The organism is Eubacterium ramulus, from assembly GCF_003122485.1.
Classification (GTDB): domain Bacteria; phylum Bacillota; class Clostridia; order Lachnospirales; family Lachnospiraceae; genus Eubacterium_I; species Eubacterium_I ramulus_A.
The window spans coordinates 1-23,905 of record NZ_JRFU01000084.1; the positions used below are offsets into that span (position 1 = coordinate 1).

15 protein-coding genes are annotated in these 23,905 nt (G+C 42.2%); 12 read left to right on the forward strand and 3 right to left on the reverse strand.

What is annotated here, in order from left to right:
* The first annotated feature begins 301 nt into the window (after positions 1–301).
* The 5 genes from LG34_RS07550 (at position 302) to LG34_RS07570 (ending at position 9,458) form a co-directional block, all read left to right on the forward strand.
* Positions 302–2,590: a hydratase gene (locus LG34_RS07550; protein WP_109215525.1), complete on the forward strand. Its 2,289-nt coding sequence runs from the start codon at positions 302–304 to the stop codon at positions 2,588–2,590.
* A gap of 173 nt (positions 2,591–2,763) precedes the next feature.
* Entirely contained in the window at positions 2,764–4,113 is a 1,350-nt protein-coding gene (locus LG34_RS07555; RefSeq protein WP_109215526.1) for an AI-2E family transporter, read from the forward strand.
* Between the two features lie 43 nt (positions 4,114–4,156).
* Positions 4,157–6,751, forward strand: a complete 2,595-nt coding sequence (locus LG34_RS07560; RefSeq protein WP_109215527.1) for an ATP-binding protein — start codon at positions 4,157–4,159, stop codon at positions 6,749–6,751.
* 64 nt (positions 6,752–6,815) lie between these two features.
* On the forward strand, positions 6,816–8,717 hold the full coding sequence (gene glgB, locus LG34_RS07565) for a 1,4-alpha-glucan branching protein GlgB (protein WP_109215528.1): 1,902 nt from the start codon (positions 6,816–6,818) through the stop codon (positions 8,715–8,717).
* A gap of 165 nt (positions 8,718–8,882) precedes the next feature.
* Positions 8,883–9,458, forward strand: a complete 576-nt coding sequence (locus tag LG34_RS07570; RefSeq protein WP_109215529.1) for a phosphatase PAP2 family protein — start codon at positions 8,883–8,885, stop codon at positions 9,456–9,458.
* A gap of 466 nt (positions 9,459–9,924) precedes the next feature.
* Here LG34_RS07570 and LG34_RS07575 read toward each other — a convergent pair whose 3' ends face one another.
* Entirely contained in the window at positions 9,925–10,446 is a 522-nt protein-coding gene (locus LG34_RS07575; RefSeq protein WP_109215530.1) for a peptidylprolyl isomerase, read from the reverse strand.
* Between the two features lie 285 nt (positions 10,447–10,731).
* Here LG34_RS07575 and LG34_RS07585 point away from each other — a divergent pair, with 285 nt between their 5' ends.
* The 7 genes from LG34_RS07585 to LG34_RS07615 all read left to right on the forward strand — a co-directional run bounded on the left by LG34_RS07585 (position 10,732) and on the right by LG34_RS07615 (position 21,939).
* A complete protein-coding gene (locus tag LG34_RS07585) occupies positions 10,732–13,098 on the forward strand; it encodes a RelA/SpoT family protein (RefSeq protein WP_242979829.1) in 2,367 nt (788 codons plus the stop codon).
* A gap of 25 nt (positions 13,099–13,123) precedes the next feature.
* Positions 13,124–13,756 (forward strand): MBL fold metallo-hydrolase, encoded by a 633-nt coding sequence (locus LG34_RS07590; protein ID WP_109215532.1) that lies wholly within the window; start codon positions 13,124–13,126, stop codon positions 13,754–13,756.
* A 131-nt stretch (positions 13,757–13,887) separates the two neighbouring features.
* Positions 13,888–15,435 (forward strand): coproporphyrinogen dehydrogenase HemZ, encoded by a 1,548-nt coding sequence (hemZ, locus tag LG34_RS07595; RefSeq protein ID WP_109215533.1) that lies wholly within the window; start codon positions 13,888–13,890, stop codon positions 15,433–15,435.
* Between the two features lie 242 nt (positions 15,436–15,677).
* The gene (locus LG34_RS07600; RefSeq protein WP_109215534.1) at positions 15,678–16,928 is read left to right on the forward strand and encodes an RNA-guided endonuclease InsQ/TnpB family protein; all 1,251 of its coding nucleotides are present in this window, start codon (positions 15,678–15,680) and stop codon (positions 16,926–16,928) included.
* A gap of 275 nt (positions 16,929–17,203) precedes the next feature.
* On the forward strand, positions 17,204–18,451 hold the full coding sequence (gene hisS / locus LG34_RS07605; RefSeq protein ID WP_109215535.1) for a histidine--tRNA ligase: 1,248 nt from the start codon (positions 17,204–17,206) through the stop codon (positions 18,449–18,451).
* Positions 18,452–18,463: 12 nt separating this feature from the next.
* Complete coding sequence (gene aspS, locus LG34_RS07610; RefSeq protein ID WP_109215536.1) at positions 18,464–20,269, forward strand: aspartate--tRNA ligase; 1,806 nt, start codon at positions 18,464–18,466, stop codon at positions 20,267–20,269.
* 560 nt (positions 20,270–20,829) lie between these two features.
* Complete coding sequence (locus LG34_RS07615; protein WP_109215537.1) at positions 20,830–21,939, forward strand: PD-(D/E)XK nuclease family transposase; 1,110 nt, start codon at positions 20,830–20,832, stop codon at positions 21,937–21,939.
* Between the two features lie 68 nt (positions 21,940–22,007).
* Here LG34_RS07615 and LG34_RS07620 read toward each other — a convergent pair whose 3' ends face one another.
* Both LG34_RS07620 and LG34_RS07625 read right to left on the reverse strand, forming a co-directional pair.
* A complete protein-coding gene (locus tag LG34_RS07620) occupies positions 22,008–23,264 on the reverse strand; it encodes a hypothetical protein (RefSeq protein WP_109215538.1) in 1,257 nt (418 codons plus the stop codon).
* On the reverse strand, positions 23,261–23,734 hold the full coding sequence (locus LG34_RS07625; RefSeq protein ID WP_109215539.1) for an RNA polymerase sigma factor: 474 nt from the start codon (positions 23,732–23,734) through the stop codon (positions 23,261–23,263). The genes LG34_RS07620 and LG34_RS07625 overlap by 4 nt, the downstream gene beginning before the upstream one ends.
* Positions 23,735–23,905: the final 171 nt, after the last annotated feature.

The window sequence follows — 23,905 nt, forward strand, 5'->3', positions numbered from 1 at the left end:
AATTGCATGACGCGCACCTCGCAACAAGAATGCTGGAGCATTCTTGAATTTCGTTATACAAAAGAAAACGGATTTCAACTATTGGAAAAAGATTTGTGTATGAAACTGAAACCATGGATGGATGAAACTTTCCGTAATGTATTTTGATGTGAAAGAATTGCAGGAATGGGTAAGCCGCTGTGAGAAATAAACAGAAACTTTAATGAGTTGAAGTGAAAAAACTTGCTTTTTATTTTGTGCCTTATTATAATATTGGAATTAAGAGTTTGTAAAAAAGAATTTTCTAAGGAGGGCCAGAACCATGATAAAATTACATGAGAATGGTGTATATCTGCTCAATGGAACGGAGATTATCGAAGATAATCAGGAGGCTGCAGCATGTCTTGCGGCAAAAACAGGAAAAACAGTGACCGCTGCAGAAGCTGCAACCGGTACAATGGCATATCGTATTTTGAAAGCACACAATACTTCCGGAAATATGGAGCAGCTTCAGATTAAATTTGATAAGCTGACTTCCCATGATATCACATTTGTCGGTATCATCCAGACAGCACGTGCGTCAGGACTGGAGAAATTCCCGGTTCCTTATGTACTGACAAACTGCCACAATAGTCTGTGTGCGGTTGGCGGAACCATCAACGAAGATGACCACATGTTTGGACTGAGCTGTGCAAAGAGATACGGCGGAATCTATGTACCGCCTCATCAGGCAGTTATCCATCAGTTTGCCCGTGAAATGCTTGCCGGCGGTGGCAAAATGATCCTTGGTTCTGACTCCCATACACGTTACGGTGCCCTTGGTACTATGGCTATGGGCGAGGGCGGTCCGGAGCTGGTAAAACAGTTACTGTGCAAAACATACGATATCAAAATGCCGGGTGTAGTAGCAATTTACCTGACCGGTGAACCGATGAAAGGTGTTGGCCCGCAGGATGTGGCTCTGGCAATCATTGGAGCGGTATTTAAAAATGGTTATGTAAATAACAAAGTTATGGAGTTTGTCGGACCTGGTGTTGCATCCTTAAGCGCAGATTTCCGTATCGGCGTGGATGTTATGACCACAGAGACAACCTGTCTGTCTTCTATCTGGGTTACAGATGAAAAAATTAAAGAGTTTTATGATATTCACGGCAGATCTGCAGATTATGCAGAACTGAAACCGGAAGCAGTTACTTACTACGATGGCTGTGTTGAGGTGAACTTAAGCGAGATCAAACCAATGATCGCTATGCCGTTCCACCCAAGCAATACTTATACTATTGATGAAGTAAATGCAAATCTGGAAGAGATTCTGGCTGAAGTTGAGAAAAACGCGTTAGTAAGTCTGGATGGAGCCGTAGAGTACAAATTAAGAGATAAGATTCGCAACGGAAAATTATATGTAGATCAGGGAATTATCGCAGGATGTGCAGGTGGTGGATTTGAAAATATCTGTGCCGCTGCTGACATTCTGAATGGCAAGAGCATCGGACCGGATGAGTTTACTTTAAGCGTATATCCGGCAAGTATGCCAGTTTACATGGAATTAGTAAAAAATGGTGCCGCAGCTAAGATCATGGAGACAGGTGCAATTATGAAGACTGCATTCTGTGGACCATGTTTCGGTGCCGGTGATACACCGAATAACAACGGATTCAGTATCCGTCATACAACCAGAAACTTCCCGAACCGTGAAGGTTCCAAACTGCAGAATGGACAGATCGCTTCCGTAGCACTGATGGATGCACGTTCCATCGCTGCAACCGCTGCAAACAAAGGTTATCTGACACCGGCTACAGATCTGGATGTAGAATACACAGGACCGAAATATTTCTTTGATAAAACAATTTATGAGAACCGTGTATTTGACAGCAAAGGTGTGGCTGATCCGAACGAAGAACTGAAATTCGGACCAAACATCAAAGACTGGCCGGCAATGAGCGCACTGACAGACAATCTGGTTTTGAAAGTGGTATCTGAGATCCATGATCCGGTTACTACAACAGATGAGCTGATCCCGTCCGGTGAGACATCTTCTTATCGTTCCAATCCGCTGGCACTGGCTGAGTTCGCCCTGTCCAGAAAGGATCCGGAATATGTAGGTCGGGCAAAAGAAGTTCAGAAAGCAGAGAAAGCAAGAATCACCGGTGAGAAACCGACGGAGGCACTTCCGGAGCTTGCACCGGTCATTGAGACCATTAAGGCAAAATACCCGGATCTGAACCGTGAGAACTTCGGTATCGGAAGTACGATTTTTGCAGTAAAACCGGGTGACGGTTCTGCCAGAGAGCAGGCTGCTTCCTGCCAGAAAGTATTAGGCGGATGGGCAAACATTGCCAACGAGTACGCAACCAAACGTTATCGTTCCAACCTGATCAACTGGGGTATGCTTCCATTCCTGATTCCGGAAGGAGATCTCCCATTTGCAAACGGTGATTATCTGTTTGTACCGAATGTGCGCAAAGCCATCGAGGACAAGCTGACAGATATCGAAGCATACGTAGTAAAAGACGGTGAATTAAAACCGTTTACTCTGAAAATGGGTGATCTGACAGAGGATGAGAGAACTATCATTCTGAAAGGCTGCCTGATCAATTATTACAGAGATTAAAAAGATCCTTAAGATTGTATAAACAACGGATAAAGAAAAACGAAAAGAATCCTGGAAACGGGATTCTTTTTGATTTTTTTGCGAACAATTCTGTTATGTGCAGAAAAAGTATGGTATACTTATTTCAGCTATCACGATTGAGTTTGGGAGATTTTTAGAAAGGCAATTTTAGCATGCAGGAAGAAACAAAAAAAGAACATACTGCAACTGAGAAACAACCGGAGAAAAAGAAAGTAAATCTGGATATCCGACCATATCTGGCGATTGGCCTGACTGTCATTTTGATAGTTGTGGTCTGCATCGCAATCTTTTTTGTGGTACTTCGATTTGACGGATTATTTTCCGGTTTCCAAAAGATTTTACAGAGTCTTCAGGCCATTTTAGTAGGAGTGATCGTGGCATATCTGCTTAATCCGATCATGAAATGGTTTGAACGTTTTTTATATAAAAGAAGCAGACAAAAATCAAAAGAACTGACACGCAAACAGTGTCAGAAAATCCGGGCAGCGTCGGTAGCTTTTGCCATGGCGATCTTTTTGGCAATCATTGTGGTACTGATCTGGTTGATCATTCCACGGCTGGTAGTTTGTATTGAAGATATCGTCACGAGTATGGGTGAAAAAGTCCAAAATCTAACGAAATGGGTGGATCGTCTGACCAAACAGAACAGTGCTATATCAGGAAAGCTGGATACGTTCATTGCGGATGCATCGGTTTATCTGGAAGACTGGCTGCGCAAAAATGTGTTGCAGCAGTCTGATTTTATTGCAAGTATCACAACCGGTGTTTATAACGTCGTAAGAGCAATCTTTAATGTGATCATCGGTTTTATTGTTGCTGTATATGTGTTAATGACCAAAGAAAAATTCATTGGTCAGTTAAAGAAAATTATTTATGCGATCTTCCGTCCACGTTACGGAAATGTGGTCATGGAAGTGATACGAAAAGCAGATGATGTGTTTGGTGGATTTTTCATCGGAAAGATTATTGATTCGCTGATCATTGGCTGTATCTGTTTTGTTGGACTGGCTATTTTGCGTATGCCGTATGTGGCACTGGTCAGCGTAATCGTTGGTGTGACGAATATCATCCCGTTTTTTGGACCGTATATCGGCGCGATTCCAAGTGTGATCCTGATCTTTTTGGTAGATCCGATGAAAGGTCTTTATTTCATTATCTTCATCATTGTTTTACAGCAGGTGGACGGAAATGTTATTGGTCCGAAGATCCTTGGAAATACGACTGGTCTGAGCCCGTTCTGGGTTATCTTTGCAATCCTGTTGTTTGGCGGAAGTTTTGGCGTCATTGGTATGTTATTTGGTGTACCGATTTTTGCGGTACTGTACTATATTATCAAGCGTGTGGTAGAGCATGTGTTGAAAAAGCGGCGATTGCCGGAAGGAACCGATGAGTATATCGAACTTGACACGGTGGATACTGTGACAAATGAAGTGAAGATGAAAGCTACGGAGGAGCCGGAAGCGTCGATCCGCAAATATGAGGAGACAGAGGAAAAAAAGTAAATTTTTGAATAAAACAAAAAATACAGACATGAGGTGAATAACGGTGGATAAGTATGAGTATAAGTTAAAGTTGGAGCAGCTTCAGAATCTGATGGCTGCAGGTGACTACGCCACAGCATCAGAGATGGCGGATACCATTAACTGGAAAAAGGTGCGCAGCAGCAATACACTGTGTATGGTGAGCGATATTTACGAAAAAACAGAGAAATATGACGCCTGCAGGGAAGTGTTACTGCAGGCATATGATCATTCTCCGATTGGAAGAAATATCGTAAGCAAGCTGGCAGAAGTGTCCATCAAAGCAAAAAGGATTGATGAGGCTGAGGAATATTATAACGAGTTTCTTGAGATTGCACCAAAAGACAATATGCGTTATGTGCTGGCATATGAGATCAGCTGCCTGAAGGATACGCCACTGACAGACCGTATCGCGATCCTGGAAGAATTGAAAGAGCATGAATATACGGAAAAATGGGCATATGAGCTGGCTGCATTATACGGACAGGCAGATATGCGTGATAAATGCGTGGAGACCTGTGACGAACTGATTCTCTGGTTTGGTGAAGGTGAATATGTGGAGAAAGCGTTAGATCTGAAACGTCTGTATCAACCGCTTACTCCGGCACAGGAGGAAAAATACAAACAGTTCCGTGAGAAAAAAGGAATGGTGGAGATCAGCATTCCGGCAGCACCGGAGCGCAAAAATGTCATCCATGAGATGGTAAAGACACCGGAGACAACGGTTACAGCAAGCAAGTTTAATACTTCCAACCTGGAGGAAGAACTTGCAAAGAGCATGAAGCAGATCATGGAAGCAACCAAAAAAGAAACCGTGGTAGATACCATGGAGAACATCAAGAAGATTGTCGGTGACATTCCATATCTGAACGGTGAGCATGAGGCAGAGGAGACCTTTACGTTTGACAAAGAGAAGATCAATGAGCAGGTCGACGAGCGGTTAAAGAAAGAATTTGACAAACTGATGGCTGAAAATGCAGAAGAATCCGATAAGAAAGACGAGCCGGAAACGGAAGCGAAGCCGGAGGAGACATTGTCAGAAGCCATTGAGGAAGAAAATGCAGAAGAGGATACCATTGAGGAAAAAGCGGCATCCGCACAGGCAAGCATTGAAGAAGTTCTGGATGAATGGGAAAAGACAAAACATGCGGCTGAGATCGCAATCGCAGCGGCAGAACAGAAGAAGCTGGAAATTTCCAAAGAGCATGCACTGGTGGAAGCCGGTGAGATCATGGAACGTCTGAAAACACTGATCCCGATTTTATCAGCAACTCCGGGAGAGGAAATCCCGGTTCCGGAAGATACCGTTGCAGCAGCACTGGTTCCGGATGAATCTGAGAAAGCAGAAGCAAAAGAAGATTTAGAGGAAACAGCAGAAGCAGAGTCTGAGACGGAAGAAACAAAAGAAGCAGCAGAAACTGTAGAGACAGAATCACAGATTGAGCCGGAAACAGAAAAAGCGGCTGATGAGGAGACTGTAGTTGAAGCAGCTGAACCGTCTGTAGAGGCAGCAGATGCAGAACTGGAAGATGTTGAAGAAGAAGCACCGGTAGAGGAAAAAGAAGATCTGTCTACAACAAAAGAAATGCCGGATTTGAAGGCAGCACGTGCAGAAAAAACAGCAGAGACAGAGGAAGAAGCCGAAGCTGAGGAAGAACCGAAAGAAGAAAAACGACTGAGTGTGGTTGAGCCGGTTCCGGATGAAGAACTGGAAAAAGTACTGGCACAGGCAACACAGATGTTTGTGGAAAATGCAAATGTAGAAGTTCCGGTAACCGGAACAGCACCGACCGGCGTATCTCAGAATACTGGTGTTTTACCGGAGATCCAGATGCCGGATGATATCGAGGAAGACAAAAAAGAACTGACAGAGGAACAGAAGGAATTATTCTCTTATTTCCTTCCAGTACCGGGTATGGAAGACCAGATCCGTCAGGTTCTGTTAGGCGCAAAAACAAGAATCGGCAATTCCGTTACTTCTCTGGCAGGTAATATTCTGATTCAGGGTGAGGAAGGAAGTGGTAAAACCGTATTTGCCACAAGCCTGATCAAAGCAATTCAGAAAGAAATCGGAAATGAAGATGCGAAGATCGGCAAGATTAGTGCAGAATCTCTGAACCACAAAGATTTTGCAGCGCTGATTCCGAAGATTGAGGGCGGATATCTGATCGTAGACAAGGCAGGTCAGCTGACAGCAGAAACAGCAGCTTACATGTCTCAGGTTATGGAACAGAATACACAGGGTATGGTTGTGATCCTGGAAGATACCAGAGCAGGAATCCGTAAAGTTATGAACCTTGATTTTGGCTTCACTAAGAAATTTACAGAAAAGATCGATATTCCGATTTTTACGATTGATGAGTTAGTTGATTTTGGTAAATCTTATGCAAAAGAGATGGAGTGCACCATTGATGAGATGGGCGTTCTGGCTTTATATAACCGTATCAACAATATTCAGAAGCTGGATCGCGCAACCACACTGGCAGAGGTAAAAGACATTGTGGATGAAGCCATTGAGAAAGCAGAAGGCAGCGGAATCAAAAAAGCATTTGGTTCTATTTTCTCAAAGAAATATAACGAAAACGATTATCTGATTCTTCATGAAAAAGATTTTGAGTAATCGCTGAAAAAGATTTATCCGTAAATCTTGAAAATAAAAGAGGGTTTTAAGGAGGAGAAACATTATGGGGAACATTTCTGAGTATGATATGTATCTGTTTGGCGCAGGAGTGCATTATGATATGTATATGAAACTTGGGGCACATCCTTGTAAAAAAGGCAGATGGCAGGGCGTAAATTTTGCTGTCTGGGCACCGAACGCAAAACGTGTGTGGGTGATCGGTTCATTCAATGACTGGAATGAGACTTCACATGAGATGAAACGACTGGAGCCAAATGGCATTTATGAGCTGTTTGTCAGCAATGTGAAGATCGGTGACATGTATAAATACCTCATTGAAACTCAGGATGGACGCAAACTGTATAAGGCAGATCCGTATGCAAACTATGCGGAGATGCGTCCGGGAACAGCATCCAAGGTGGCAGATATCAGCAAACTGAAATGGTCTGATGAGAAATGGATGCAGGCGCGTGCTGAGCACAAGGATGATGAGGTATACCGTCAGCCGATGTCCATTTATGAGGTACATCCGGGTTCTTGGAAACGTCATGCGGGTTATGATGAAGACACCGGATTCTATACATACCGTGAACTGGCAGTGGAACTGACCAAATATGTAAAAGAGATGGGATATACTCACGTTGAGCTGATGGGAATTTCCGAGTATCCGTTTGATGGTTCCTGGGGCTATCAGGTAACCGGATACTTTGCACCGACTTCCCGTTATGGAACGCCGGAGGACTTTGCATATCTGGTAAACTATCTGCACAAACATAAAATCGGTGTTATTCTTGACTGGGTTCCGGCGCATTTCCCAAGAGATGCACACGGACTGGCAGAGTTTGACGGAACCTGTCTGTATGAGTACGCAGATCCGCGAAAAGGAGAGCATCCGGACTGGGGCACCAAGATTTTTGCCTATGGAAAAACTGAGGTCAAGAACTTCCTGTTAAACTCCGCATTGCTCTGGGTAGAAAAATATCACATTGACGGACTTCGTGTGGATGCGGTTGCTTCCATGCTGTATCTGGATTACGGAAAAGAAGCCGGTCAGTGGGTACCAAACGAGTACGGCGAGAATAAGAATCTGGAAGCAATCGAATTCTTCCGTCACTTAAATACACTGGTTTGCGGCAGAAATCCGGGCGCAGTGATGATCGCAGAAGAATCCACCGCATGGCCGATGGTAACCGGAAAAGCCGAAGATGGCGGTCTGAATTTTACTTACAAATGGAATATGGGATGGATGCATGATTTCCTGGATTACATGAAACTGGATCCGTATTTCCGTAAAGATAACCACAACAAGATGACATTTGCCATGAGCTATAACTACAGTGAGAAATACATTCTGGTACTTTCTCACGATGAGGTGGTTCATCTGAAATGTTCCATGCTGAACAAAATGCCGGGACTTGGCATTGATAAATACCGCAACCTGATGGTTGGATATTCCTTCATGATGGGGCATCCGGGCAAGAAGTTGTTATTTATGGGACAGGATTTCGGACAGTTGCGAGAGTGGAGTGAGAAACGCGAACTTGACTGGGATCTTCTGGAAGATGAAAAACACAGTCACTTACAGTCATTTGTAAAAGGACTGCTGACGATTTACAAAAAATATCCGGCAATGTATGAGCTGGATGATCATCCGGAAGGATTTGAGTGGATCAATCCAAATGACGGATATCGAAGCATTTTCAGTTTTGTGCGTCACAGCAAATCCGGAAGAAACAGCTTACTGTTTGTATGCAACTTTACACCGATGGCACGTCCGGATTATCGTGTGGGCGTACCGAAAAAGAAAAAATACACCTTATTACTGAACAGTGATGATGCGAAATTCGGCGGCGAAGGTACAGAGCGACCAACCGTTTACCAGGCTGAGAAATCAGAGTGTGACGGCAGACCGTATTCCTTTGCATATGAACTTCCGCCATATGGAGTAGCAATATTCAAATTCTAATTAAGATACGAGAGAAAACATAACTTTCACCTTAATGGTGAGAAACAACGATATCAGGAGCATTTTTGTTCCGGGGAGTCCCACTGCAGATCATTTATGATGCTCATACAGTGGGATTTCTTTTATAAAATTTTGTGAAATACGATAGGAAGGAAATGGAGCAGAATGGCAATATTAGATACGATTCTTCAACAACTAAATATATGGGATGGGCAGCTGTTGCTTTTTATTCAAAACCATTTGCGTTCGGAAACGTTGAATCCGATCGTGATCGCTGTCACGAATCTTGGAAATGCCGGAATTTTCTGGATTGTGTTATCTGTCATTTTACTGTTTCCAAAGAAAACCAGACGTGCGGGGATTTTGTCCCTGTTGGCGCTGCTTGGTTCTCTGTGTGTGACAAATTTCCTGTTGAAAAATTATGTGGCGCGTGTTCGCCCTTACGAAGTCGTGCAGGGATTGCAATGCCTGATCCCGGCACAAAAAGACTGGTCCTTCCCGTCCGGACATGCATCCGCATCCTTCGCGTCAGCGGTGGTGATCTATAAAAGCTGTCATCGCGGAATCGGGGTGCCGGCGTTGATTCTTGCGTTTGCGATATCATTATCGAGATTGTATGTTGGAGTGCATTATCCGAGTGATGTGATTGTGGGAATGATCATTGGAACGCTGATTGCGCTGATATTGTTTTGGATCTTTGGGGAGAAGAAATATAAGGCGCGGGCACGTAGACATCGCTAAAAAGGTTTATTTATTGTATTGGTTAAAATTTAATATGTGAAAACAAAATCAGAGAAAGTTTCCTCACTCACTAGACGTTCACTACCTTCGTTTCACGGCGGTTTCATCGCGCACGTTCCCGGCTCCTATAAAAGCTGGTCGCCTCCCACTTGCGCAAAACCTTGTGAAACTCAGTCGTTCGCTTAATCGTTCGTTGAGGAAACTTTCTCTGATTTTGTTATTTCAGTTTTATATAGAATAGACCAGCTTTTATTAAAGTAAGTGTAAAGCATAGAAGTGAAACGAAAATTCTGCACGTAGTGTGGCACGCAGTGCAGGGTGGCGCAAAAATTTACAAAATTCTCTGTGTAGATTAAGAACTCCAGCAATTTTATCTCAAGGAGCGATTGTTAGCGACTGAGAAAAAATTGCTGGAGTTCCTATTAAAAATAAAAATGGTAAATTTTAAGCCATCCCTAAACAAGAATTAGCATTTTTCCGGTTCCGAATAATCTACACCGAAAGTCTCCACAGTAACTTTAGCCATTTTCTGCTGTGCCATCGGACGATCACTGTAATCACAACGTGTCTCTGCGATCTTGTTTACATTCTCCATACCTTCGATTACTTTACCGAAGCCTGCATACTCACCATCAAGATGTGGTGCGGCAGCGTGCATGATGAAGAACTGGCTTCCAGCGGAGTTCGGCATCATAGTACGAGCCATAGACAGAACACCTGGTGTATGTTTCAGATTGTTTGTGAAACCATTGTGAGAAAACTCACCGCGGATGCTGTATCCAGGACCACCGATACCGGTTCCTTCCGGATCGCCACCCTGAATCATAAATCCTTTGATGACACGGTGGAAGATAACACCGTCATAAAAACCTTTCTGTACCAGTGAAATAAAGTTATTTACTGTATTTGGGGCGATTTCCGGATAAAGCTCAGCTTTGATGATATCGCCGTTTTCCATTTCGATTGTTACGATTGGATTCTGTGCCATAATGACCTCCTTAATTATAGCCAAAAAATATAGTAAATTGGCATTTCTATTTAGCATTGTATATGAAAAAGTGATTGTTTTCAACAAAATTCAAAAAAATGGCTATTTTTTTAGTGATTCGTGTGATACTGTAAAAAAAGACCAATTTTTTCAAAGCCGCGTGCAAACTGTAACATTTTTGAGAGAGCGCGACTGGTATGGCGGCGGGAAATCGTTGCAATTTGCGGTGATTTTCATTATAATGTTGGAATAGGTGGGATCGTGATGGAAACAAGAGAAAAAGACATGAAAAAGATATCAGAAAATGAAAAAATGCCGCAGACCAAAGATGTGACAGATGAAATTGCGGTGAAATCAATAGAACCGGACTCTATTTTGGATTCGGCAAAACTTGTGCCGATCAAAGATTTTGTAAGTCCGGAGGAACTGCACAAAGATCTGATTCAGATCATTCGCAAATATCATCCGTCAGCGGATATTTCCATGGTGGAAAAAGCATATCAGATCGCAGCGGAAGCACATAAGACACAGGTGCGCAAATCCGGAGAACCGTATATCATTCATCCGTTATATGTAGCGATTATTCTGGCAGAGCTTGAGATGGATAAAGAAACCATTGTTGCCGGTTTGCTGCATGATGTCGTAGAAGATACGGTGATGACCGATGAGGAGATCAAGGAAGAATTCGGACCGGAGGTTGCTCTTTTGGTTGACGGAGTAACAAAACTTGGTCAGATTTCCTATAAAGCAGATAAGGTAGAAGTTCAGGCAGAAAACCTGCGTAAGATGTTCCTTGCCATGGCAAAGGATATCCGTGTTATCATTATCAAGCTGGCAGACCGTCTGCATAATATGCGTACCTTAAAGTACATGAAGCCGGAAAAACAGAAAGAGAAAGCCCGCGAGACGATGGATATTTACGCCCCGATCGCACAGCGTCTTGGTATTTCCAAGATCAAGATCGAGTTAGAGGATCTTTCCCTGAAATATCTGGAGCCGGAGGCATATTATGATCTGGTAGAGAAGATCGCGGTGCGCAAATCTGCCCGTGATAAATATGTCAATTCTCTGGTGAATGATGTGGAAGTCTGTATGAAGGAAGCCGGTATTGAGGCGACTGTCATGGGACGTGCAAAACATTTCTTCAGCATTTACAAAAAGATGGTAAACCAGAATAAGACATTGGATCAGATTTACGATCTGTTCGCCATCCGTATTATCGTAAAAGATGTCAAGGACTGTTATGCGGCACTCGGTGTCATTCATGAAAAATACAAACCGATCCCGGGACGTTTTAAAGATTATATTGCAATGCCGAAGCCGAATATGTATCAGTCTTTGCATACGACACTGATCGGACCGACTGGTCAGCCGTTTGAAATTCAGATCCGTACCGAGGAGATGCATCGTACTTCTGAATACGGTATTGCTGCACATTGGAAATACAAAGAAGCAAATAACGGAAACAGCATCAACGGTGAGGAAGAAAAGTTAAGCTGGCTGCGTCAGATTCTGGAATGGCAGCGGGACATGTCCGATAATAAGGAGTTCATGAGCCTGTTAAAGAGCGATTTGGATCTGTTTTCAGACAGTGTATTCTGTTTTACACCGAGTGGTGATGTCAAGAACCTGCCAAAAGGTTCCACGCCGATCGATTTTGCCTACAGCATTCATTCCGCGGTAGGAAATAAGATGATCGGTGCAAAAGTAAATGGACGTCTGGTAACGATCGACTACAATATCCGTAACGGTGACCGCATCGAAGTTCTGACTTCTGCAAATTCCAAAGGACCGAGCCGTGACTGGTTAAATCTTGTAAAAAGTACACAGGCAAAAAATAAGATCAACCAGTGGTTCCGCAATGAGTTTAAGGAAGAAAATATTGTCAGTGGAAAAGAGCTGCTGAACAATTACTGTAAAGCAAAATCCATTAATTTTGGTGATATCAATAAGCCGGAATATCAGGCAAAAGTACAGCGTAAATATGGATTCCGTGACTGGGATTCTGTATTAGCAGCGGTTGGACATGGTGGACTCAAAGAGTCACAGATCGTTAACCGCATGATGGAAGAGTACCGCAAGGATCATAAGAAAGTAATTACTGATGAACAGATACTGTTTGAGGCATCTTCTTCCGAACAGAAGGAAAAACACGAAGAAGAAGCACGTACTTCGCATAAAAAGAGCGGAATTATCGTAAAAGGTCTGACGGATGTGGCAGTTCATTTTTCCAAGTGCTGCAGTCCGGTACCGGGTGACGAGATCGTCGGATTTGTCACAAGGGGACGTGGTGTATCCATTCACCGAACAGACTGTATTAATATCATGCAGCTACCGGATTTTGACAGACAGCGTCTGATCGAGGCGGAATGGCAGCAGGGAGCCGCTGATGAGGAAAACGGTGGTCATGGCAAATATCTGGCAGAGCTTCGCATTTTCGGAAACAACCGTACCGGTCTGTTGGTAGATATCACGAAGATTTTTACCGAGCGTGGCATTGATATTAATTCTATCAATTCCCGAACAAGCAAAAAGGGAATTGCGACCATTGAAGTTTCTTTCTATACAAAAGGTAAAGATGAACTGAGCATGCTTGGTGAGAAAATCCGTCAGATCGAGAGCGTCTTTGATATTGAGCGTACGACCGGTTGATAGGCATAAGGAGTATAAAAAATATATGGCAGATTTAAGAATTGAAGAATATAACGTTGGTGATATTGGAACAAACTGTTACTTTATCGTAAACGCGGACACAAAAGAAATGGTAATTATTGATCCGGGCGGAGACGGAGCAGATCTTATCCGCCGCATCAAAGAGCGTGGATTAAAGTTACAGGCAGTTTTGCTGACGCATGGACATTATGATCATGCGCATCATGCACGTATGGTAGCAGATGCATTTGGTGTTTCCGTATATGCAAGTGAAAAGGAAGAAGCCACCATGCATGACATTCAGAAAAATGTATCCGCAATGTTTGGCAATCCGGAGACTTATGATGCAGACGTGTATACAAAAGACGGTGATGTGCTTGAGTTAGCCGGATTCAAAATTAAAGTGATTTCCACGCCGGGACACACTGAGGGTGGATGTTGTTATTATTTTGAAGGCAACAAAGTGCTGGCAAGTGGTGACACCCTGTTTTGTGGTTCTGTTGGCAGAACAGATTTCAAGGGCGGCAGCATGTCAGATCTGGTGCGTTCCGTAAAAGAAAAACTGTTTAAACTTCCAAACGACACTGCGGTATTGCCGGGACATGAGGCACGTACCACGATTGGTTACGAGAAACAGTATAATATGTACTTAGCATAATTTAGTGTAATGATTTAAAAGGAATTTTCATGAAACAGGTAGATGAATTTGTATTTGTGGAAATTCCTTTTGTGACGTAAAAAGATACTATAATGGATAACATTTAAAAGAGATTGGAAAAGGAAATAAGTATGATTACAGTACAGTTAAATGAGCCGGATTTTGAATATGATATTCATTCTCTGGTAAAGGCGTTTTATCCACAGCATGACGTGCTTGTAAAAGCCATGCCACGGGAGGAGTTCCCAGAAAGCGTATTTCATCTTGTGGTAAATTATGACCGGAAGAACCACATGATTGATTTTAAATTTTATGAGCGGGAACAGCAGGAAAATGGTGCAGCAGAAGAAAAAATGACACTGGGCGGTAGCGTTCTGGTTGATTTTGCTGACCGGAAAAAGACAAAAAATGAGTTAAAGCAGCAGTTGTATTATTTGCTGACTCTGTATGCAGGAAAGACACTTCCCTGGGGAACTCTGACGGGCATCCGTCCGACTAAGATTCCGATGGAATTACTGGAAGAAGGAAAAAGTGAAGACGAGATCCGTTCTTATATGAAAGAGACGTATTTCGCATCTGACGAAAAAATTGAATTGAGTCTGGCAGTTGCAAAGCGTGAGCTGGAATTGTTGAGCCGTATTGATTATGAGAATGGCTACAGTCTGTATGTAGGTATTCCGTTCTGTCCGAGTACATGTCTGTATTGTTCATTTACCTCATATCCGCTGGCAAAATGGGCAAATCATATGGATGAGTATCTGGATGCATTGGAGAAAGAAATTGCATTTACAGCAGAGGCTTGCAAACATAAGGTTTTGAATTCTGTATACATTGGTGGAGGAACACCGACGACACTTTCCGCAGAGCAGATGGATCGTCTGTTGACTATGATCGGAAGCTATTTTGGAATTGCGGATGAACAGGGCAGAATGATTTATGTGGATGAATCGGCAAAAAAGCAGACACAGCTTTTAGAGTTTACCGTAGAAGCTGGCAGACCAGACAGTATCACCAGAGAAAAACTGGAAGTCATCCATAAACATAATATTTCCAGAATTTCCATTAACCCACAGACCATGAAAGAAGAAACACTGCGTCTCATCGGTCGTCAGCATACTGTTCAGCAGACTATCGATAGTTTCAACCTGGCGCGAGAGGTTGGTTTTGATAATATCAACATGGATCTGATCGTTGGACTTCCGGAAGAGACCATCGAGGATGTACGTGAGACTATGAGACAGTTAGAAGAACTGGATCCGGATAACATCACTGTTCATTCACTGGCAATCAAACGTGCAGCCAGACTTCGGATGCAGAAGGAACAGTATGAGAATCTGCACATCGAGAATACCGCACAGACCATTGATCTGACCGCAGAATGCTGCCATGAGATGGGACTGGAGCCATATTATCTGTATCGCCAGAAAAATATGGCAGGCAATTTCGAGAATGTCGGCTACGCGAAACCGGGAAAAGCCGGAGTGTACAACATTTTGATTATGGAAGAAAAACAGACCATTATGGCGCTTGGCGCAGGTGCTACTACAAAAGTTGTTTTTGAGGATGGCAAGCGTATTGAGCGTGTGGGAAATGTAAAGGATATTACAAATTACCTGGATCGTGTGGATGAGATGGTAGAGCGGAAGCGGGAATTGCTGAAAAACTGTGGTCAGCTCTAAAAAATAATTTTATAGATAAAAGAATACACCTGAGAAATGATTCGAGCATGTATGTTTTCGGAGCATTTTCAGGTGTTTTTTTATAATATTTCAGCCAGAAAACCCATGGTCTTTAGACCGTGGGATGAATGGCGTCAGATATAGAATATATATTTACCGAAAATATGGTATTTTGGTAAAATATATGGCATAATATACATACAGAAGTTCAAACTTCGAGTTTGCGAAAGGAGAAAAACTGTATGTATCTTACTATTAAACAACAGGTAAAGCATTTGTCCAAGGAAGATTATCTCACCATTAAAGAACTGTGTCATACCGCTAAAAACCTTGCCAATGAGGCAATCTATAATGTGCGCCAGTATTACTTTACGGAAGGTGAGTTTCTTAAATACGAGAAGAATTACACTCTTTTAAAGAATAGTCCTAATTACAAAGCACTTAATTCTAATATGGCACAGCAGATATTAAAAGAAGTTGATGGTTCTTTCAAGTCATTTTTTGGTTTGCTTAAACTTACCAAGCAGGGTAAATATGCTTTTAGGGACTGCAAACTGCCACACTATCTTCCCAAAGATGGATATGCGACACTTGTTATCGGTTTTGTAAGACTGAATGGAAATAAGTTAATACTTCCATTTTCCAACAACTTTAAGAAAACACACAAGGCCGTTGAAATAACGATACCGCCTGTACTGCTTGATAAAAAGGTTAAGGAAATCCGTATCATACCGAAAGCTGGTGCAAGGTTCTTTGAGATTCAGTACACATATGAATCTGAATGTATCCAAAGAAATCTTAATAAAAACAATGCACTTGCATTAGATTTAGGTATCAACAATCTTGTGACCGCAGTATCTAACAGTGGAAAAACGTTCATCATTGACGGAAGAAAGCTTAAATCCATCAACCAGTGGTTCAATAAAGAAAATGCACGTTTGCAATCCATAAAAGATAAACAGCATTTTGGCAAAAAGACCACAAACAGGCAAAAAGCGATTGCTCGTGACCGTAACAACAAGGTCAATGATTACATGAGCAAAGTTGCACGCAAAGTCATAGATTACTGCGTTGCCAATGACATAGGAACTCTTGTAGTCGGCTATAATGAAACATTCCAGCGAAGCAGTAAAATAGGAAAACAAAACAACCAGAATTTTGTGAACATTTCTTATGGCAGGCTGCGCAGCAAACTGAAATATCTGTGCGAACTGAACAGTATCGTATTTGAAAAACAGGAAGAATCGTATACATCAAAAGCCTCATTCTGGGATAGAGATGATATACCGGTTTACAACGCTGACAATCCCAAAGAGTATCAGTTCAGTGGAAGCAGAATACATCGTGGTCTGTACGAAACGGCAGGTGGCAAAACAGTCAATGCAGATGTTAACGGGGCATTAAACATCATGAAAAAAAGTAACGTTGTGGATATGAATATCCTATACGGTAGAGGCGAAGTGGATACGCCTGTAAGAATAAGGATTGCCTAGCTTGGCTAGGTGGAAACTTAAATATCAAACTTCTTAAACAGAGCCGTAAGGCTCTTAGAAGCCCATTACCTTTAGGTGATGGGTAGTTCACAAGCAAACTGTACTTAAAAAACACTTGCTATATCAAACTCACAAACGTATAATAAACTATGTATGTGAACACAGAAAAAAGTGAAGAGATCTGTGTTTGGCAATGGATACGAAAACAGACATCGGATATCTGTTTTTTAGGAATATAAAATACAGAGCAATCTGTATGGAATGGAGGATATACAGTGGCTTTAAAGAAAAAACCGGTAAACGGTATGAAAGATATTATGCCGGATGAGATGCAGATCCGCGATTATGTACAGAGCGTGATCAAAGAGACTTATCGTGCATTCGGATTTACCCCGATCGAGACACCTTGTATGGAAGATATTGCAAACCTGAGCAACAAGCAGGGTGGAGAAAATGAGAAACTGATCTTCAAGGTATTAAAACGTGGTGAGAAATTGAAACTGGAGACTGCACAGAGTGAGGCAGATCTGGTTGATTTTGGTATGAGATATGATCTGACTGTACCGCTTTGCCGTTATTATGCAAACCATGCAAATGATCTGCCGTCCCCGTTTAAGGCACTTCAGATGGGAAATGTATGGCGTGCAGACCGTCCGCAGAGAGGTCGTTATCGTCAGTTCATGCAGTGCGATATTGATATTCTTGGCGAGCCGTCCAATCTGGCAGAGATCGAGCTGATTCTTGCTACCACTACAACACTTGGCAAACTTGGATTCAAGAATTTTGAAATCCGTATCAATGAGCGCCGTATCTTAAAAGCAATGGCAGCTTACAGCGGATTTGCAGAGGAAGAGTTTGATACCGTATTTATCATTCTGGACAAGATGGACAAGATCGGTCTGGAAGGTGTTGCAGAGGAACTTGCAAAAGAAGGTTATGCACAGGAAGCGATCGATAAATATCTGTCACTGTTCGCAGGTGTGGAGCAGGCAGAAGATGGCATCAGCTATCTGGCAGATACTTTAGGTGACTATCTGGATGCCGAGATCGTTCAGAATATGAAAGAGATTGCCTCCGCAGTAAATGCAACAAAGATGGCATCTTTTGAGCTGGTATTTGATCCGACTTTAGTACGAGGTATGTCTTACTATACAGGAACTATTTTTGAGATCGCGATTCCGGAGTTTGGCGGAAGCTGCGGTGGCGGCGGACGTTACGACAAGATGGTTGGAAACTTCACCGGAAAAGATGTTCCGGCTTGCGGATTTTCCATCGGATTTGAGCGTATCATCCTGCTTCTGATGGAGAATGGTTTCAAGATTCCGGAGCAGCCGAAAAAGACTGCATATCTGATTGAAAAAGGATATCCGGGAGATAAACTCAGCGAAGTGATCGGACAGGCACAGCAGGCGCGCGCAAATGGCGAGCAGGTACTGGTTGTCCGTATGAATAAAAATAAAAAATTCCAGAAAGAGCAGCTTTCCAAAGAAGGTTACGAGGAATTCGTAGAATTTTTTAAATAGGAGGAATATATTATGGCAGAGTCCATGCGTGGATTGAAAAGATCCCATAGATGTACAGAGGTATCCAGTACGGATATCGGAAGTACCGTTACCGTTATGGGTTGGGTACAGAGAAGAAGAAATCTGGGAAGCCTGATCTTTATTGACCTGAGAGACCGTTCCGGTCTGCTTCAGATCGTATTTGATGAAAACAGTGTAGGAGCAGATGGATTTGCAAAAGCAGAGACACTCAGAAGTGAGTACGTTATCGCTGTTGTTGGTAAAATCCAGAAACGTTCCGCAGCAGTAAATGAAAACTTAAAAACAGGTGATATTGAAGTGATCGCAGAGAGCCTTCGTATCCTTTCTGAGTCCGATACACCGCCTTTCCATATTGAGGAGAATTCTCAGACAAAAGACGAAATTCGTCTGAAATATCGTTATCTGGATCTTCGTCGTCCGGATTTACAGCGTAACCTGATGCTGAGAAGTAAAGTGGCTTATCTGATGCGTGATTTCATGGCAAAAGAGGGCTTTATCGAGATCGAGACACCGGTTCTGACAAAATCCACTCCGGAAGGAGCAAGAGATTATCTGGTACCGAGCCGTGTGCATCCGGGAAGTTTTTATGCACTTCCGCAGTCTCCACAGCTGTTCAAACAGCTGCTGATGTGCTCCGGATATGACCGTTATTTCCAGATTACAAAATGTTTCCGTGATGAGGATTTACGTGCAGACCGTCAGCCGGAGTTTACACAGGCCGATATGGAGCTGTCTTTCGTAGATGTAGATGATGTATTAGACGTAAATGAGCGTCTGTTAAAATATGTATTTAAAGAGGCCATCGGTGTGGATGTACAGATTCCGCTTCCGCGCATGACATGGCAGGATGCCATGGATCGGTACGGTTCTGACAAACCGGATACCCGTTTTGGCATGGAATTACATGACGTATCTGACGTTGTGAAAAAATGTGGATTCGGCGTATTTACCGGTGCATTAGAAAACGGCGGCAGCGTACGTGGTATCGCTGTTCCGGGCAAAGCTTCCATGGGACGTAAACAGATCGACAAGCTGGTTGATCTGGCAAAAACATATGGAGCAAAAGGTCTGGCTTATCTGTGTGTAAATGAAGATGGCACATACAAATCTTCTTTTGCAAAATTTATGACAGAAGAAGAACTGGCAGCTTTAGTAGAAGCTACCGAAGGAAAACCGGGCGATTTGCTGTTATTCGCTGCTGATAAAAATAAAGTCGTATGGGCAGTTCTTGGCGCCTTAAGACTTCATATGGCAAAAGAACTGAACCTGCTGGATCCGAACCAGTACAACTTCCTCTGGGTAACAGAGTTCCCGTTACTGGAGTGGTCCGATGAAGAGAATCGTTATATGGCAATGCATCATCCGTTTACTATGCCAATGGAAGAGGATTGGGATAAGATCGATTCTGATCCGGGCGCTGTTCGTGCAAAAGCATATGACATCGTATTAAATGGTACCGAGCTTGGCGGCGGTTCTGTCCGTATCCACCAGGATGACATTCAGGAGAAAATGTTCGAAGTACTTGGATTTACAAAAGAGCGTGCATGGGATCAGTTTGGTTTCCTGCTCTCCGCATTCAAGTATGGTGTACCGCCACACGCAGGACTGGCTTACGGCTTAGATCGTATGGTAATGCATATGGTACATGCAGATTCTATCCGTGACGTTATCGCATTCCCGAAAGTAAAAGATGCTTCCTGTCTGATGACAGAAGCTCCAGGTACGGTAGATGAGAAACAGTTAGAAGAACTTGGACTTGCAATCAAACTTCCGGAAGAGACAACAGAAGAGGAGTAATTGTAAAATTGCATAAAAATGAGTAAAAAGCGGGAGTGGAAAATCTGAGGATTTTCTGCTCCTGCTTTTTGCATGCCTTGAAAATAAAGGATTTGTGGGAAAAAATGCGTGTTGTGCAATTTGTATAGTGTAAGAAATGCAGAAAAATTTATGGTTGACGGTCAGGGGGAAGTGGTATATATTCATGCTATCGTTCTTCAAACAAATCTGATTCAGATAAAATTGCATAGTTATCAGAGTGGTGATATCTTACGAGCAGTCTAAATATTGTTGCACCGATTCGGTAAATATCAAGAAAAACAGAGTGATACATTGTATTAGTTAAACTATGAAAATAAAAAGAGAAGAAGGCTAATGAAACTTGAACGCAGAATAAGCATTTCCCCGATTCAAGCGCGTAGAGCACTAAGCGGTGGGTAAGGGGGATGCTTATACCAGTGGGAGTTAAAAGCTCCCACTGACAGGTCGCAAAGCGACTGCGTTCATGAGCAAGTAGCGAAAGCGGATTGCGAATGTCCGCTTTAAATATGTAAATATTTCATATGGAGGAGGTTGTTTGCATGACAAAAAAGTTACGAGATTATTTTCCTATGCTGCAGACCAGAGAAGTAATTTTGAAAGAAATCAATAATAACGAAAAGATGTGGAGTACGTTTTATTCGTGGGAAGAAGAACGGCAGGAGGAATTTCTTGATTTTTGCACTGGAGCGCGGGGAGTAAAAGTGATGTATGATTTTGTGAGTAAAGAGATTTTGAATCCAGAGTCAACACCAGAGCGTATTGATGAATTATTGTCTCTGTTATTAAAGCAGGAGGTTCATGTGATGGAAGTTTTACCAAATGATGGAACACGATTGGCAGATGAATCATCACTTGTTATTATGGATATTGTAGTGCAGCTTTCCGATGGCAGCATTGCAAATCTGGAAATTCAAAAAATTGGGTATAAGTTTCCGGGAGAAAGAAGCGCCTGCTATTCCGCAGATTTGCTGTTGCGGCAGTATAAGCGGGTGCGAAGTGAACGAAAGAAAAAATTCAGTTACAAAGACATCAAAGATGTATATACAATTGTGCTGTTTGAAAACAGTCCTGCAGAATTTAAAAAATTTCCAGATGTATATATTCATTCTTTCGGGCAAAAATCAGATTCGGGATTGGAATTTAATCTGCTGCAAAAATATGTATTCGTAGCGCTTGACAATTTTAAAAATATTCAGCAAAATAAAGAAAATAAGTATCTGATAAACAGTCGACTTGATGCATGGATTGCGTTCTTTTGTATAGATGATCCGGAAATGATTGTTGCGATTATCGAGCAGTATCCCGAGTTTAGAGCATACTATGAACAAATCTATGACATCTGTCGAAATATCGAAGGAGTGATGGATATGTTTTCGAAAGAATTACAGGAACTTGACCGGAATACTGTGCAGTTGATGATTGATGAGATGCAGGAGGATTTGAAACAAAAAGGAAAAGAACTGGATCTTATAAATCAGAAATTAGGTGAGAAGAATCAGGAACTGGATGAGAAGAATCAGGAATTGAATGAGAAGAATCAGGAATTGAATGAAAAAAGTCAGGAATTGGATGAAAAAAATCAGAAATTACAGGCGGCTTTAGCGCGTATTCATGAGCTTGAAGAGGAAAAGAAAAAAGCAAATCAATAAGATGGAAAATGAATTCCTAACAGAAAGCCGGCAATTGCCGGCTTTCTGAAAAATATGCTAAAACTATACTATTCATAATCCACCCGGAAGGCTGCAAAGTCCAGATCAGTTTCAGTTCCGTCTTTAAGATGAACATAAGGTGTGACTTCCAGAGACGTGAAGTCCTGTGTTAATGCTGGAAGCAAAATATTAGTCTGGAAGCAATAATTTCCGTCATCATCAACATATGTGCTTTCTCCGGAATTATTCCAATGTTCATCTCCGGAGTCGTTTGAGTCAAAGTAGACGGAGGAGAAGGTCTCTGAATCTGTCTTTGTATCAAAGATATTTCCATTGGAATCGATAATGTGGCAGTAAATCCAGTTATGAATTGTATCACCGGAAATGATCTTATCGAACTGATCATAGGAAGCTTTATCCTTGCCAAAATTCCATGTCAGACTAAGATAAGTTCCGGAGGCAGAAGTCTTGCTTTCTCCAACAGTTACCGTTGCACCATTTGCGGCAGATGCAGTGATTGCTGGTTTGACATTGGTATTACCGGAAATATAAAAGCTGATCGTCTGCGTGTAGAAATATCCGGTTTTGGGATCTCTGACGGTTGTCAATGGAATCTGTACTTTACAGTTGCCTGGAAGATCTGCATCGGAAAGTTCCACTGTAGCATGAAATGCACCGCGTTTATATTGTGGATCACCTTCGTCACCATAGATACCGTTGATGTCCCAGGTAGCCAGATAAACTGTATCATTGATAACAATACGGTCAGGAAGAAACCAGTCTCCAAGTGTATTTAGACCATATTCGGTTGCTTCGCCATAAATGGAAAGCAGACCGCCATCATAATAAGCATCGATCACATTCATATACGGGGTTGACAGTTTTTGATATTTACCGTCCTGATCATACAGTTCTAACATAACATCCGGCCAGGTATCAGAAAAAGTAGTAACAAGACCGCTTTCTTCTGATACAATCGTTGCTGGTGCCACAGAATCTGTCGTGTCAGAAGCAGCAGATGTTTCTTCTTCGGAAGAACTTTCCGGAGTAGTGATACGTCCTGTTTCTTGCAAATACTGCTGTGATCTTGCCTGATACTGTTTAATTCCGGCATAAGCGCCGGTGGTTCCCATAGTAGCGCATACAATAATTACGGCAGCAACTTTTGCCGGCATCCATTTCTTTTTGGATTTTATAGGAGAAATATTTTTTTTCTGCTGTTCCTGAGCTACCTGATTAACAACAAGCTGTTTAAAATGTTCCGGTGTTTTTGGAAAAGTTTCTTTTTCATATTCGAAATCATTGTGTTTAGAGTCGTGATTCATATGGCGGCCTCCTTTTCAAACATTGTTCGTAACTGAAGTTTTCCGCGGTTTAACCGCATTTTTATGGCACTTTCACTCATTTCCAGAATGTCTGCAATTTCCCGTATTTTAAATCCGTCAAAATAGTACATTACCAGTGGAAGACGGTAGGAAATATCTAGCTGCATCAGATGCTGATACAGGTCTGAGTAATCCTGCTGTGCGGCTTCTTCGGTCAGTACACCTTCCTCATAAGTGACTTCCCGTTTGCGTTTCCGCAGGATCATCTGACATTCGTTGATCAATATGCGTGAAAACCATGTTTTGGCATATTCCTGTTTTTTTAGTGTGTGAAGTTTTGAAAATCCTTTTACGATGGCAGACGACATGGCATCCTCACAGTCGGCATCCTCTTTTAAAATCGCCTTTGCAATGCGGTAGAAGTCATCGGTAAAAGAAATGATCAAATCTCCGAAATCCTGTTTTGTCATAACTTCCCTCTTTTTATCTCAATATGTTTTTATAAATGTGAAATGAGATTTTTATACTCTGTAATAGCTATTACACCCATTAGATGCAGTTTAACATAAAAAAGTCACAAACATATGATAAGAATTCATCTCAGTCTGAGTTGAGACTCCCACTTCTGCAAGTGGTGAGTA